This is a genomic window from Bacillus sp. FSL R10-2780 (assembly GCF_038006125.1).
Classification (GTDB): Bacteria; Bacillota; Bacilli; order Bacillales; family Bacillaceae_G; genus Bacillus_A; species Bacillus_A cereus_U.
Map to the genome: position 1 here is coordinate 2070954 of NZ_JBBOUQ010000001.1, position 12024 is coordinate 2082977.

The window sequence follows — 12024 nt, forward strand, 5'->3', positions numbered from 1 at the left end:
CTTGTCAATTAGAAAAGATTTAAAAAGCTTAACTAAACAGCTGAACTCTCCCTCCAATTGTTATACATAGTCTAACAATTGGAGGGGGAGTTTTTTATGGCTAAATTTTCACTGATTGTTCTTTTTGATAGATAATTTCACCATCAATAATTGTTGTTTCTACTTTTAAATCTTTAATTTGGTTTGGATTGACACTTAAGATGCTGTCATTTAATATAACTAAATCCGCCAACTTTCCGGTCTCTATGCTTCCTTTTATCTCTTCTTCAAAACTCGCATAAGCACCATTCCATGTGTATAGTTTAATAGCTTCCATTACGCTTATAGATTGATTAGCACCAACCTCTATTCCAGACTTGGTTTTTCTATTGACAGCAACATGAATTCCTAATAAAGGATTATAGTCAGTAACTGGTGCATCCGAACTACCTGCTGCAATGATACCACGATCAATAAAATCACGAGCAGCGTACATGTGATTCACACGATCACCATAGTGCTCTACATATATCTCTCCGAATTCATATGGAAATGGAGGATTTGGAATAGGAATCATCTCAAGTTTTTTCATTCTCTCTTGTAAATCTGGTGAAGAAATTCCCGCGTGCTCGATTCGATGACGGTGATTTTTTCTTGGTGATTCCTCTAGCGCCCTTTCTACACAGTTTAAATACATTTCAATAGCTTTATCGCCTTGTGCATGTACAGTGATTTGATAACCTTTTTTATGCGCTTCACCTAAAACCCGGTAAATTTCTTCCTCACTATAATAAAGAATGCCATAATTGGTAGGGTCACTCGAGTACGACTTACGGGTTGCAATTGTAGGCCCAGTGCTACTTCCATCTGTAAACAATTTAGCTGGTCCGACTTTGAATCTCTCATCTCCGGTACCAGTTACCACACCAGCTTCGACCATTTTATTAACAAATTCATGGGAGTTATTTATTTGACATATCATTGCATATATTCGGACACGAATATCCCTACTCTTCACAGCTTGTTGTAGTAAACGATAACTCTCAGGTCCATCTCCACCTGCGTCATGTATACTTGTTATGCCCGCTGCAACGAAATGATCTGATGCAATTTTCACAGCCTTCATCATTTCACTTTCTGTATAACTTGCAACCTCGCTCATCCTCATATTTGCTGCTTCAATTAACTTTCCTGTAAGCCTACCTGCCTGATTCTTTTCAATAACCCCCCCACTCGTGTTCGGTGTGTTCTCGTTAATTTGCGCAATTTCTAATGCTTTGCTGTTCACCACACTTATGTGGTGGCAAGTACGGGTTACAATAATAGGGTGTTCAACTGAAATTTCATCCAGCTCAGTAATTGTTGGATAACGCTTTTCCTTCACAGCGGTTTCATTAAAGCCCCAAGCACGTATCCATTCACCTTTTGGCGTTTCTAATGCCTTCTTTTTCAGATTATCTAACAAAGCCTCGATAGAATCAATATGTTCAGCTTTACAACTGACAGCCAACTGATTTAGTCCATGAGAAATGATGTGAAGATGGGAATCAATGAATCCAGGAAGAAGCGTTTTTCCTTGCAGGTCAATTACATCCGTTTTTTCTCCTATAAAACTCTTAACCTCCTGATTTGAGCCAACAACTACGATGCGATTATCTTTTATTGCTACAGCTTCGACTACTGTATTCTTTTTGTCTACTGTAATAACTTCTCCATTTATCAATACAACATCAGCTTTCATAAACTCAACCCTTTCGGAATTACTCTTTTCGAGTAATTCATTCAATATTTAAAGTTATATCTCTCAATAGGCTCTTCCGCTTTTTAACAAGATTTATCAATAATTAATTAAAGTTGAGATAAACATTCTTTCATTGTTTTAACGATAAAAGTAAAGTCTTCCTCTGTGATGCTTAATGGAGGAGCAAGCTGCAAAATATTATTGTAACCTGCAACAGTGTCACCATTTTTACCAATAATTAGACCTTTTTCTTTACAAGCATTGATGACTTTGTTCATCTTTTCAATAGAAGCTGGTTCTTTTGTTTGCTTATCTTCCACTAGTTCAATGCCTAAAAGAAGGCCTTTTCCGCGAACATCTCCTACATTTGGATGCTCTTTTACATCCTCAAGTTCATATAACAGTCGTTCACCCAATTCTTTGGAACGTTCAATGAGTTTCTCATTCTCCATAATTTCTAAATTCTTCAAAGCTAAAGCACAAGCAGCAGGATTTCCTCCGAACGTATTCACATGGCGGAAGCGATCATAATCATCACTACCTACGAATGCCTCATAAACCTCTCGTCTAACTGCTGTTGCTGACAAAGGAAGATACGCACTTGTAATACCTTTTGCCATTGTAATGATATCTGGTTTGACGCCATAATTCATAAATCCAAACGGCTTCCCTGTCCGTCCAAATCCACATATAACTTCATCACAAACGAGCAACGCACCGTGCTTCTCGCAAATTTCTTTTACTTTTTCCATATATCCATCAGGAGGCATTAAAATTCCGCCCCCGGTAATAATTGGCTCCATAATCACACCGGCTACTGTTTGGCTTAACTCCCATGTCATGACACGATCGATTTCATTAGCACTTGCCAGTGTATGAACATCATCTGGATTTCGATACGTATCAGGCGGTGCTACATGCAAGAATCCTTGCCCGAGTGGTTCATATTTATACTTTCGCTGCGCTTGACCTGTTGCTGCAAGAGCCCCCATTGTGTTACCGTGGTAAGCACGATAGCGTGAAATAAACTTATAGCGTCCATGATCACCTTTTTGTTGATGATATTGACGAGCAATTTTAAACGCTGTTTCATTCGCTTCCGATCCACTGTTAGAAAAGAAAATGACGTATTCGTCACCAAGCCATTCATTCAATTTTTCTGCTAATTTAATAGCAGGAACATGACTTTGTGTCAGAGGGAAATACGGCATTTCTTCAAGCTGTTCAAAAGCCGCTCTTGCAAGCTCTTTTCGGCCATACCCAACATTCACGCACCAAAGACCGGACATACCGTCTAAATAACGGTTTCCATCAATATCCGTCACCCATGCCCCTTCTGCTTTTGTGATAATTAAATTCGTTGGACTAGGGGCTGCTCCTCTCATTGCGTGCCAAAGGTACTTTTCATCTGTTTTTTTCAAACTTTGTGTTTGCTCTGTCGCTTGCACAATCACCAACTCCATTCTATCTTTTTATGATTTCATATCATTCTTTCAATAACGAGCCGTAAGCATTTTCTTGCGAGTATAGAATTCTACGCCGTCTTTTCCATTTGCATGGAGATCACCATAGAAGGATTTCTTATAACCTGAGAATGGGAAGAATGCCATTGGAGCTGGAACTCCAAGATTAACCCCAAGCATACCTGCATCAATTTCTTCACGGAATTCACGAATAGCTTTAGCGCTATCGGTGTACAGGCATGCACCATTTGCGAATGGTGATGCATTAGCAACACGAATCGCTTCCATTAAGTCTTTTACGCGTACAATAGAAAGAACCGGTGCGAAGATTTCATCTTGCCAAATTTTCATTTCCTGTGTCACATTGTCAAAAATCGTTGGGCCAACAAAATAACCTTGGCTGTTTGCTGCATCGTCTTCACGTCCGTCACGAATAAGTGTCGCTCCCTGCTCTACACCGGATTGAATGTATCCGAGTGTCCGCTCTTTATGTCCTTCACGAATAACAGGACCAAGGAAAACACCTTCTTCCAGGCCATTACCAATCGTAATTGCATTAGCCTCTTGAAGCAGTCTATTAACGAGCTCATCTGCAACGTCTTCTTCCACGACAACAACAGCCGCAGCCATGCATCGTTCACCAGCTGAACCGAAAGCAGCATTTATAATTTCTTTCACTGTAGAACTAAGGTCCGCATCTTTTAATACGATCGAATGATTTTTTGCCCCTGCAAGAGCTTGTACACGTTTGCCGTTAGCTGCTGCTGTTTTATATATATACTCAGCCACAGGTTGGGAACCAACGAAAGATATAGCCTTCACATCCTCATTGTCAAGAATGCCGTTAACGACGTCATGTGCACCATGCACAATATTTAGTACTCCATCTGGAAGACCTGCTTCTTTAAACAGTTCAGCTATGCGATTAGCCAATAGCGGTGTTCTTTCAGATGGTTTTAATACAAACGTATTTCCGCATGCAATCGCGAGTGGAAACATCCAGCATGGCACCATCATCGGAAAGTTAAATGGCGTTATTCCTGCGATTACTCCGATCGGGTAACGATACATCCCTGATTCAACACCGGTAGCAATATCGGGAAGTTGTTCTCCCATCATTAAAGTGGGTGCGCCTGCGGCAAATTCGACACATTCAATCCCCCGCTGTACTTCACCGTATGCTTCTTGATAACTTTTTCCGTTTTCCAAGGTTACGAGTTTAGCTAACTCTTCCCAGTTTTCAATCAATAGCTGTTGATAGCGAAATAGAATCCGAGCACGCCGAGGAACAGCGATCTTTCTCCATGTTTTGAATGCTTCTTTAGCAGTTGCTACAGCTCTATCTACATCTTCTTTAGTCGAAAGAGGCACACGAGCAATAATCTCTCCTGTTGCTGGATTTGGTACATCTTCAACATGTTTACTTGTAGATTCTATCCATTGTCCGCCAATATAATTTTTCAACGTTTGTATATTTTTCATTACTACCATGGTGAAGCCTCCTATTTTAAAATAACCGTCCTATGTATTTATTACACTCACAAAAGAAAGCGCATTCATTTGACGGTATGTAAACTTATTTGCATACATTTCTTCAACATTACTAATCTTAATCTTATCCATTGAATACACAGGAGCAGTCATCTGCTTAGCATTTGTCCACTCCCCAGTTCACATTATTTTAGATTAATCTCATGGTTCATCTTATAATTCTTTTTCAGAAATACTGGGCAATCCCATTCACAAACAAGATCCTTAGCTAAGGAAACGACCCAGTCCTTTGTAATATGATACTTTTTTCCATCAACAGTAATAAACACTTCACCGTCTGTCACATAGAAAACTTCCTGTTCTTCTACATGCCACGTTCCTTTATTCGGTTCGCCTACCCACGGTTCCCATGTGTTGGCACCTAGTTGCTCTGCTTCTTCTGCTGTAATTTTTTTCGCAAAAAACATGATGATATCCCTCTTTCTTATTGGTAATTTTGACGGAATACGTTCCTATAAATCTACTGTTTTAACATTGGTAGCTGTATTAACATTGGTAGCTTTTAAACGTTTGAACTCTTTTCTCATAAAGTATATGGCAATGAGAACACCTGGAATTTCTGCAGCAGGAGCAGCGTACCATACACCTTCTACACCCCAGTATTTCGGGAAAATAAATAGAAACGGTAACATGAACAACAATATTTTGCTTACACTAATAAACGTTGCGGACCAGTTTCTTTCTTGTGATTCAAAATAACCAGAGATAAGCAAACTAACTGCACTAAGCGTAAACAAACAATTGAATATAACTGTCGTCCAAATACCCAGTTTCTGTAATTCAGGATTACCACCGGAAAAAAATGCCACAATTGGATCTGCAAAAATGATTAGTATGGCTGTCACGATTACAAAGAAGGAAACTGTAAAAATGAGTCCCATCTTAATTGCTTGTTTCACACGATCAAGGTTGCCCGCACCGTAATTATAACTAATAATCGGTTGAAGTCCTGTCATCCCACCGAGCGCTGCTAAGGCGAGGAGATTTGTAATGTAACCGTTTTGAATTGTGAAAGCTGCAACGTGCAAACCACCACCGTAGCTTTGCAGTAAGTTGTTGGTGAAAATAATTGCAATAAACATCATGAACTGACTCGAGAAAGATGCAAAGCCCGTCCAAACCACTTCACCAATCTTCTTGAGATTAATCATCATATCTTTCATTTTCGGCTTAAGTTTTGTTTTACCAAACCAGAAATAAAAGATTAGGAGAGCAGGAATCGATTGCGAAATCGTATTAGCCCATGAAGAACCCATCATCCCCATGTCATACTTCACTACCATAATCCATTCCATAGTCCCAGCAACCACCGCTGCGACTAACCAACTGTTCATTGATAATATAGGTTTTTCATCGATATTAGCTAAAATACTTAATACAACGGCCAATATCGTTAATGGCAACGAAATCCATAGCAGTCGGCTATATTGCACCGCATATGGAAGCGCTTCATCACTTGCTCCAAATAAAATCATAATATCATTTTCAAAGATCAATCCAAGTATGGCTAACAAAGTGGAAAGGAAAAGAGTAAACCATAAAGTTTGTCCCATAATACCTCTAGCTTCCTCTATCTTGCCTTTTCCAAGCCGAAGTGAAATGACCGCTCCGGCTCCCACACCTAAAAGAACACCAATCATACGGGTAATAACCATGACCGTAAATCCAATTCCGATCCCTTCGACTTCCAGCTCCTGAAAGCCACTGACGAAATAGCCATCAACAACCGATACAACTCCTAAAATTACGTTAGCCATAATTCCCGCCAAAGCAAACCGTAAATATAGTAACGGAATACTTTTGGTTCCTAGCACTGAATCATCCACCGGCTTATTCATTACTTCTGGTTGCTCTATTTTTGATGACGGACCGTTGTCCACTATTTTCATGAGCATATCCCCTTATAAATAATTTATATAGCACGTTTTGCTCAATTAATTCGCATACCAACCTACAGGATTGGCATGCTGGTGGATATTGATTTGCTTCGTTTCCATAAAATGCTCTAGCCCAACAGCACCTAACGCTCTGCCGATTCCACTTTGCTTATATCCGCCCCAAGGGCCTTCAACATAAGCGAGATGATAACTATTAATCCAAGTAATTCCCGCACGCAGTTTACTAATAACACGTTTTGCTCGGTCCATATCTTCAGTAAATACAGCACCGGCTAATCCATAAATGGAATCATTCGCTTTTCGGATGGCATCTTCCTCATCTTTAAATTTCTGTACAACAAGGACTGGACCAAAAATCTCTTCCTTAACAATACACATATTCGCATTTACATCAGCAAAGATTGTTGGTGCAATGAAAAATCCTCGATCAAGCCCATTTTCTGTTAAGCGCTTACCACCACAAACTAACTTTGCCCCTTCTTCGATTCCACTCTTTATATAATGTAAAACTTCATTCATATGAGACTCGTTTGTGAGGGCTCCCATTTCGATGTTCTCGCTTTCTCCGTTGCCAACTACAATTTTGCTCGCACGCTCGGCCAATCTTTCAACAAACTTATCGTAAATGGTCTCTTGTACAAGCAAACGGGATGCAGCTGAACAAACTTGCCCAGCATTGTGGAAAATACCAAACATCGCATTATCGACTGCGGTTTCAAAATCCACATCGTCGAACACAATAAGTGGAGATTTACCACCTAGTTCAAGTGTGATTTTTTTCATATTGCCCGCAGCTGCGCGCATAATACTTTGACCTGTTTTTGTTCCACCGGTAAAGGCAACTTTGTCAACATCATGGCTCTCTGCAAGCTCATTCCCAACCTTTGAACCAGGTCCCAATACCAAGTTTGCCACTCCGTCCGGAAGTCCAACCTCTTCGATAATTTCAAATAATTTGAATACGCTTACAGGAGTGACGTCAGCAGGCTTAATTACAATTGTATTCCCCGCGGCAAGTGCAGGAGCAATTTGCCAAACAGCTAACATAAGCGGAAAGTTCCAAGGTACAATAAGTCCACAAACACCAATCGGTTCATGAATAATAATTGTTTCCGAAGCATCCTCGCGAGTGTAAGATTCCTTTTTCATACCTTTGATCAAGTCAGCATAATAGCGGAAGCATTGAATCGACACCGGAATATCCACATGGGTTGTTGCACGGATTACCTTACCGTTATTTGCAGTTTCCAAACGGGCAATTTCAGCTGTCTTCTCTTCAAGACGGTCTGCAATCTTATATAGATAGTCAGCTCTTTCATCAGCCGATAAATCCGACCAGATTCCGCTGTCAAACGCGTTACGAGCCGCCTTAATTGCTATCTTCGCATCATCTGCTGATCCATGAGCAGACGTTGCGATAACCTCTCCGGTTGCTGGATTGATAATATTTCGTCTAGCACCGGATAATGCTTCTACCCATTTCCCGTCAATGAACATGTTAATTTTCATAAACACTTCTCCTTTACGCAATAATATCTACCAGTTTGAAACCAATATGTGCTATATTGACCAGCATCGTTTTCTGATTATAGAATGGGAATGATTTGAGGCGTTCCTTTTCAAATCGGTATCCACCTGCACTCCCCGTAACGATCCATTGTGCCAATAACTTACCAAACAATGTCGAGAGAGACGCGCCGTGGCCCGTATAACCCGTTGCGAAATATGCGCCTTCTTTGGATCTACCGATAACCGGGAACGTATCAATTGTAACCCCGATAAATCCACCCCACCTGTAATCAATCTTGCTTCCTTCTAGTTTTGGCATTATTTTAACCATAGCATCGTAAACATTTTGATAAACAGCATCACCTAAGTTTGGACGAATATCGCCACCGCCAAATATGATCCGATTATCTGGTGTGCGCCTGAAATAGTAAAGGAAACTGCTTGTATCAAAAACCATGCGATCTTTAGGAATGACGGCATTCACCAGTGATTCTGGAAGCTGTTCAGTAGCAATAATACGTGCCGAAATTGGCAGTACGCCTTTATTCAGTTCAGTCATGATTTTTCCAGAGTAACCATCTGTAGCCACAATAATGTCTTTCGCAGTAACAGCACCTTTTTCTGTTACAACTTTCACACTATTTCGGCCGTACTCAATAGATAGTGCTTTCGAATGCTCAAAGATTTTTGCACCGATCGATTTAGCCGCTTCTCCCAAACCAATTGCATAGTTCAGTGGTTGGAATGAGTAACTCGAGTTGTCGACTAAACAGCCATAATAATGCGGGGAATCAATTTCTTGATGCAACTGACTTCGATTAAGCACGCTACATTCATATCCAAAATTTTTGTTTAAGTATTCCCTTTCATGTTTCAATCCTTCAAAATGCTTGGCTTTGTAAGCCGCCACAATGTGACCTGTTTTTCTGAAGTTACAGTTGATTTGATGCTCGTCGATAATATTTTTCACTAATTCAACACTAAGCAGAGAAAGATCGTTAAGCTGCCTCGCCTCTTCGGCACCATACTTCTTGGCAAGCTCCTGCATCGTTGACTTATAGCCCGGCAATACCATCCCGCCGTTGCGACCGCTTGCGCCATATCCGATTGTTTCCTGCTCAAGGACAATGACACTCTTCCCTAACTTTTGCAAATGATATGCAGAAGAAAGACCTGTGAAACCTGCGCCAATAATGACAACATCCGCCTCTTCATTTCCTTCAAGAGGTTTTCCTTTGTCATAGCTGTTTGCAGTCGCTGTCCATAGTGAGAGAGTATCCATATGATCCATCTTATCCATAGCTAATCCTTCTCCTTTCGTGACATGTATGTTACAATACAGTCAAAAATATTCAAAATATTCACATTTATTGAATTAATAATATGACTTGGAGTTTCCTCCAAGTCAATAGCCATTTGAGAGTTTTTTGAAGTCATTTTGCGAAAAAAATGGAGTAACTCCACTTTTTTCATTGGGGGGACATCTATGAAAATTGGTACATTTGCGAAGCTTTTTCATGTTACGACTGATACCGTTCGTTATTACATTGAACTAGGATTATTAATACCAGACAAAAAAAACACCCAGTATCAAATGAACCAATTGTGTTTCGACGACATGGCTTTTATTACTGAGCTGAAAAAATTTCATTTTTCATTGATAGAAATCCAACGAATTTTATCATATCGGCGTGTCACAAACTTCTCAGACCATGAGGATATCGACTACTACAACAACTTGCTCATTGATAAAAAGGACGAGCTAACCAAGAAAAAAGAAGACATATCAAAAGCTATCCAATTGATTGAAAAAGCAGCTCAAACTAGCTCACCTTCATCCAAAGAAGAGAATATTACAGGAATTCCGCTTGACTTTGTAAATTTGCTCTATTGTCCGAAGTGCCGCATTCCACTTGAAATGGAAGATGTAACGATTAAAAAAGTTTACATTCACACGGGGCGTTTAACTTGTACCTGTGGATACGAGGCAGCTATCGAAGAGGGTATTATCATTACCGCGAATTTGTACGAGACGTCTCCTTATCCATCTTATTTTTACGATAAAGAAACGATTAAAGAGATCAATCCCAAAATGATTAACTTATTTGAAAAAATTAATTTTCAGTTTCAAAAAGTTCTACAAAATATAGATTTGAAAAACAAATTAATTGTGGAAACAAACGTTGACGCTTTTGTGTCACTACCCAAATATATCGATGTTCTTGAAACAAGCGCGTCCTATGTATTCAGTGGCTATTCACTTGCGATGCTCAAGAAGGTTAGAAACAGAATTGAGCGTATGAATCCGAAGCCACGCGTCCTTTATATTTTGAATTCCGATTTAAATCTACCATTGAAACCGCTTAGCATCGATGTTTTTGTGGATAGTTTTTCAGTAACTGATTTTTCACTGCTCAATCCGCAGTTCCCAATTCACGTTCTAAAAAACTATTTACATAACAGTTCAACAATTGTCGGCGGATACTCATATTATGATAGTTCGGCCAAATCCTTGAAAAACATTTCAGCCTTATATCCAAATTCTCACGAGCATATTTTACATCCAAAATACTTAGAAGAAAATTTATCAGGCCACGAATTTCAAATCACGCAAAGTGAAAATATCGGTTACTGTACAGATCCAGGACCTTATTTCGATTATCATGTAAGAGACGAAAAATTCCACATGCTCATGTATTTGGCTAGTACGAAACAATAGCACAAAAAAGCGCCATCACAAGTGACGGCGCTTTTTATATGTAAGAGATACTAGAAGATATCCTTCTAGCCTACTCCCATTTATAAGTCCAAAATTGTTCAAGTTGCAGCCATTTTAATGTTGCTGCATCTTTGTTTTTTATTTTTGCATGTGTTTCTTCAAGCATTGCTTCTGTTTGTGAACGATGCGCGCCTAGTGCAGCTAATTTATGTTCAAATACTTCACTAATATTATTCACAACATCCGGCTCACCGAGTACCGCTTCGCGATTTCTCGTAATCGCAACTGCATGAATGACTGGACGCTCTTCTTTTGGCATACGTGATACAGCGCGAACGACAGCACGGCCAAATGCATCATGATCTGGATGTACGCCGTGTTCTGGATAAAATGTAATAATTCGAGATGGATTTACTTCTTGAATGATCGCTTCAATTTTGTCTGCAACGAAATCAACATCTTCAAATTCTAACGTTTTATCATGGAAACCAAGCATTCTTAAATCTTGAATTCCCATCGCTTCACATGCATCTTTTAATTCTTTTTCACGGATATTTGGAATCGTTTCACGGTTAGCAAATACATTTTTACCCATGTTACGTCCCATTTGTCCTAGAGTACCACATGCATACGTTACAGGTACTCCTTGATCTGTTAATAAGCGAATTGTTCCTCCCGCAGCAAATGCTTCATCATCTGGATGCGGAAATACAACAAGTACATGTCTCTCCATAAGTTTCCCTCCTTCTTACTTAAATGGCGTTAAGCTTAACTCAAGCGCTACCGCTAATCGTCCTTGATTATCATGCCCTGCAAGTAATAAACGCTCTTTATCGTCTACTTCCCAGTGCGTAATACCTTCTGCATATACCCAGCCATGATCCATCTTTAGACCAACTCGGTACGGATTTGTTCCAGTTATTTTCCCGCGTTCAAAGCGAATAATTGCATTTCGAATGAATGCTCCAACTGTCATCATCTTTTCATTGAAGTGTGACGCATACGCTCCGTTCGTCGTTTCTAAATGAATATATACATCTTTATTTACAAAACGTTCAATTTCATTTTGAATAAGAGAACTATCTTTTACTATTTCCATCGGAATTCACCTCTTTAAACCATTTTACGCAAAAATAATGTAAATTGCTATCTCTATATTAGAGG

At 39.6% G+C, this 12024-nt stretch carries 10 protein-coding genes; 1 reads left to right on the top strand and 9 read right to left on the bottom strand.

From position 1 onward, the window contains the following. Nucleotides 1–100: 100 nt before the first annotated feature. The 7 genes from NSQ47_RS10825 to NSQ47_RS10855 form a co-directional block, all read right to left on the bottom strand. A complete protein-coding gene (locus NSQ47_RS10825) occupies nt 101–1720 on the bottom strand; it encodes an amidohydrolase (RefSeq protein ID WP_341036863.1) in 1620 nt (539 codons plus the stop codon). 107 nt (nt 1721–1827) lie between these two features. Beyond that, nucleotides 1828–3183, bottom strand: coding sequence for an aspartate aminotransferase family protein (locus NSQ47_RS10830; protein WP_341036865.1), 1356 nt, complete (start codon nt 3181–3183; stop codon nt 1828–1830). 30 nt (nt 3184–3213) lie between these two features. Next, nucleotides 3214–4674 carry a CoA-acylating methylmalonate-semialdehyde dehydrogenase gene (locus tag NSQ47_RS10835; RefSeq protein ID WP_341036868.1) on the bottom strand — a complete coding sequence of 487 codons (1461 nt, stop codon included), beginning with the start codon at nt 4672–4674 and terminating at the stop codon, nt 3214–3216. 185 nt (nt 4675–4859) lie between these two features. Continuing rightward, nucleotides 4860–5141, bottom strand: coding sequence for a cupin domain-containing protein (locus tag NSQ47_RS10840; protein ID WP_340824961.1), 282 nt, complete (start codon nt 5139–5141; stop codon nt 4860–4862). Between the two features lie 45 nt (nt 5142–5186). After that, nucleotides 5187–6623, bottom strand: a complete 1437-nt coding sequence (locus NSQ47_RS10845) for an MATE family efflux transporter (protein WP_340824963.1) — start codon at nt 6621–6623, stop codon at nt 5187–5189. 45 nt (nt 6624–6668) lie between these two features. Beyond that, complete coding sequence (locus NSQ47_RS10850; RefSeq protein ID WP_341036870.1) at nt 6669–8141, bottom strand: aldehyde dehydrogenase family protein; 1473 nt, start codon at nt 8139–8141, stop codon at nt 6669–6671. Nucleotides 8142–8154: 13 nt separating this feature from the next. Beyond that, the gene (locus NSQ47_RS10855; protein WP_341036871.1) at nt 8155–9441 is read right to left on the bottom strand and encodes an NAD(P)/FAD-dependent oxidoreductase; all 1287 of its coding nucleotides are present in this window, start codon (nt 9439–9441) and stop codon (nt 8155–8157) included. Nucleotides 9442–9627: 186 nt separating this feature from the next. On the opposite strand from NSQ47_RS10855, the gene NSQ47_RS10860 reads away from it, so the two are divergent. Then, nucleotides 9628–10860: a MerR family transcriptional regulator gene (locus NSQ47_RS10860; RefSeq protein WP_002199776.1), complete on the top strand. Its 1233-nt coding sequence runs from the start codon at nt 9628–9630 to the stop codon at nt 10858–10860. A 70-nt stretch (nt 10861–10930) separates the two neighbouring features. Here NSQ47_RS10860 and bshB2 read toward each other — a convergent pair whose 3' ends face one another. Both bshB2 and NSQ47_RS10870 read right to left on the bottom strand, forming a co-directional pair. Continuing rightward, the gene (bshB2, locus tag NSQ47_RS10865; protein WP_000439466.1) at nt 10931–11593 is read right to left on the bottom strand and encodes a bacillithiol biosynthesis deacetylase BshB2; all 663 of its coding nucleotides are present in this window, start codon (nt 11591–11593) and stop codon (nt 10931–10933) included. A gap of 15 nt (nt 11594–11608) precedes the next feature. Beyond that, the gene (locus NSQ47_RS10870; protein ID WP_000407039.1) at nt 11609–11959 is read right to left on the bottom strand and encodes a YojF family protein; all 351 of its coding nucleotides are present in this window, start codon (nt 11957–11959) and stop codon (nt 11609–11611) included. Nucleotides 11960–12024 lie beyond the last annotated feature (65 nt).

Coding starts and splice junctions, on each gene's coding strand:
- NSQ47_RS10825 (WP_341036863.1), bottom strand. CDS start 1,720: ATGAAAGCTGATGTTGTATTGATAAATGGAGAAGTTATTACAGTAGAC.
- NSQ47_RS10830 (WP_341036865.1), bottom strand. CDS start 3,183: ATGGAGTTGGTGATTGTGCAAGCGACAGAGCAAACACAAAGTTTGAAA.
- NSQ47_RS10835 (WP_341036868.1), bottom strand. CDS start 4,674: ATGGTAGTAATGAAAAATATACAAACGTTGAAAAATTATATTGGCGGA.
- NSQ47_RS10840 (WP_340824961.1), bottom strand. CDS start 5,141: ATGTTTTTTGCGAAAAAAATTACAGCAGAAGAAGCAGAGCAACTAGGT.
- NSQ47_RS10845 (WP_340824963.1), bottom strand. CDS start 6,623: ATGAAAATAGTGGACAACGGTCCGTCATCAAAAATAGAGCAACCAGAA.
- NSQ47_RS10850 (WP_341036870.1), bottom strand. CDS start 8,141: ATGAAAATTAACATGTTCATTGACGGGAAATGGGTAGAAGCATTATCC.
- NSQ47_RS10855 (WP_341036871.1), bottom strand. CDS start 9,441: ATGGATAAGATGGATCATATGGATACTCTCTCACTATGGACAGCGACT.
- NSQ47_RS10860 (WP_002199776.1), top strand. CDS start 9,628: ATGAAAATTGGTACATTTGCGAAGCTTTTTCATGTTACGACTGATACC.
- bshB2 (WP_000439466.1), bottom strand. CDS start 11,593: ATGGAGAGACATGTACTTGTTGTATTTCCGCATCCAGATGATGAAGCA.
- NSQ47_RS10870 (WP_000407039.1), bottom strand. CDS start 11,959: ATGGAAATAGTAAAAGATAGTTCTCTTATTCAAAATGAAATTGAACGT.